The sequence below is a fragment of the Alcanivorax sp. HI0044 genome (genome assembly GCF_001634945.1).
Genome location: NZ_LWEZ01001247.1, coordinates 1 through 2579 on the forward strand (window position 1 = coordinate 1; position 2579 = coordinate 2579).

The 2579-nt window shown below is 53.0% G+C and carries 2 protein-coding genes and 1 pseudogene; 2 read left to right on the forward strand and 1 reads right to left on the reverse strand.

The features are described 5' to 3' along the window. Together A3730_RS17750 and A3730_RS17755 are read left to right on the forward strand one after the other, a co-directional pair. A pseudogene (locus A3730_RS17750) lies at window positions 1-894 on the forward strand (thrombospondin type 3 repeat-containing protein); the annotation flags it as partial. Window positions 895-933: 39 nt separating this feature from the next. Then, complete coding sequence (locus tag A3730_RS17755; RefSeq protein WP_063538587.1) at window positions 934-1626, forward strand: hypothetical protein; 693 nt, start codon at window positions 934-936, stop codon at window positions 1624-1626. A 59-nt stretch (window positions 1627-1685) separates the two neighbouring features. Here A3730_RS17755 and A3730_RS17760 read toward each other — a convergent pair. After that, a partial coding sequence (locus A3730_RS17760) for a hypothetical protein (protein ID WP_063538589.1) occupies window positions 1686-2579 on the reverse strand: 894 nt, incomplete at its 5' end.

A 2579-nucleotide genomic window follows, 5' to 3' on the forward strand; every position in this document is an offset into this window, starting at 1 on the left:
TCCAACAAGACCGTATCCCAGGTAGCCAGTGTGGTGGCTGAAGAAACGGCAGATACCGGCGTGGACGCGGATACGTCTACTGCCGAGAACACCACCACGGTTATCGAGCCGGCAGAAACCGAAAGTGATATCGATCAGGATGGCATGCCGGACAGCAGTGATGCGGATATTGATGACGATGGCCTGCTCAATGAGGAGGACGACGCGCCCTTCGATCCGGATCGTGACGAAGATGGCGTGGTCGATGGCGAGGACGACTTCCCAAATGATCCAGCTGAAACCACGGACACCGATGGCGACGGTGTTGGCAATAATGCCGATGTGTTTCCTAACGATCCGGAAGAGGATGCCGACACAGATGGTGATGGCGTAGGGGATAACGCAGATGCCTTCCCGGAAGACCCGGAGGAAGACACTGATAGCGACAATGATGGTGTAGGCGATGAAGCAGATGCTTTCCCGCATAACCCAGAAGAAACCACCGATAGTGATGGTGATTTTGTAGGCGATAACACGGATGCCTTCCCGAATGATCCGGAAGAAACGGCCGATAGCGACAGCGACGGTGTCGGTGACAACGCGGACGCTTTCCCGGATGACGCAAACGAAACCGCCGACAGTGATGGCGATGGCGTTGGTGATAACGGGGATGCCTTCCCGAATGATTCTGGTGAAACTGCCGATTCGGACGGCGATGGCGTTGGCGATAATGCTGACGTGTTTCCGGACGATAGTGAGGAAACCCTGGATGGCGACAATGATGGCGTTGGTGACAATGCCGACCCCGAGCCTGAAGACCCATGTGTGCCGAGTACAGCGGTTGATGCCTGCATAGTGGAAGCTGTTGGTGCAGTTTGGGACGAAACCAAATGGGACGAAGCGAACTGGCAGTAAGCCGGTTCGCCAACTAAATACAGAAGAAGGAACGACACAATGAAAACATTTATGATGACTGCTCTGGCTGCTGCAATGGCAAGTTCTGTGGCTGTGGCGGAAGTAACTGTGCCGAATGCGTTTGTGCAAGGTACGAACGCGGTTGCGGACGATGTCAATGCAAACTTTCAGGCCCTGGCTGCTGCTATTGATGAAAGCAATAGCCGTATTGCTGCTCTTGAAGAGCAGCTTGAGAAAGCTAGCTCTGTAGATGTTGCTGGGTTGAGCTACGCAGTTCAGAGCTCTTCAGTGGAGCTGCAGAAATACGATGCTGACCCAAACAATGCTTCGGAGGATCCTGGATTTTGGAATATCGATCTTTATGTGGAAAAGTTTCTCCTGACCTTTAATGATGACGCTAATCAAACCGTTGATCTTGATTTTGAAAGTGAATTCAAGGGAGATCTTTGGGAAGATGGAACGATGCGCTTCGACGTTGACACAACGCCTGGAAGCGAGCAGCTTTTCTGGGCCCAAGATGGAAATAAACTGACTTTGTCAGAAACTCTGGGTGGTGAAGTTGTTGTAGAGTTTATTGTGACTGAAGGCGCTGGAGTGATTTACGCTTTAGATGCTGAATTCGAAGAAAATGACCCAGGATCTCCTACTTGTGGGGATGGAACACAAACCTGCTACGGCGACTTTTTCGACAGTGGCACATTGATGGGTATCCGCCAGAGCTCCGTTCAGTAATGTTGCTATGACGTATAATCGAGTGGACCATTTTGGTTCGCTCGATTATTTATCCCTTCCTAATACCGCGTCTCCGCCATTCCCGAAAACTGCTTGGCCAGATAGGTGGCGTAGTTGTCGGTCATGCCGGCGAGAAAATCCAGCGCCCGCATGATGCATTGATAAATTCTTTCCTGTTCCGGTAATTGCTCCAGGTTTTCCGGAAAACTGTGGCGGCCAATCAGATCAATGATGCGTTCGTGGCGGTAATTGTTGTATGTGCTTTTTGTGCTGTTGCAGGCATGGGATACGGCGGCTTCTATCAAACCATCCAGTAATGCGCCCATCACTTCAAAGGCGCCGATTTCCAGTTCGATCTTGCGGGGATGTTCAAAGACTTTTGAGCGGGCCAGCTGTTTGGCATTTTCAACCACATCGCGCACGGCGGGTTCGCAGTGGCTGATTAGATCCCCTTCCATTCTCCCGCGTAACAAAGGTTCGTGATTGGCTACAAAAGCCTCGACCCCTGCTTCAATAAACCGCTCGATGATCTTGCCGCGCAGTAGTGCCGCCTTGCGGCCGTCGCGCAGGTCCGAGTGAATCAGGTCGCGCACTTCCGTGGTGTCGGGCAGGGCCGGTTGCAGCAGGGCATAGACTTCATCCCAGTGCAGCAGGTCCATTTCCAGGCCGTCTTCCAGATCAATGATGGCATAACAAAAGTCGTCGGCGGCTTCCATCAGGTAGGCGAGTGGGTGGCGACAATAACGGCCGGTTGTCTGCGCGAGAAGACCTGTGGCCTCGGCCACTTCGCGGAAGGCGGTCGCTTCTGAGACAAAGGCGCTGTATTTGCCTGGCTTGCTGCTGGCGGCGCCCGCATCAGCAGACAGCCACGGATACTTAAGAAATGTGGCCAGGGTGGCGTAGGTGAGCCGCATGCCTCCGTCGTACTGGTGGTACTCACTTTTGGTGAGGAT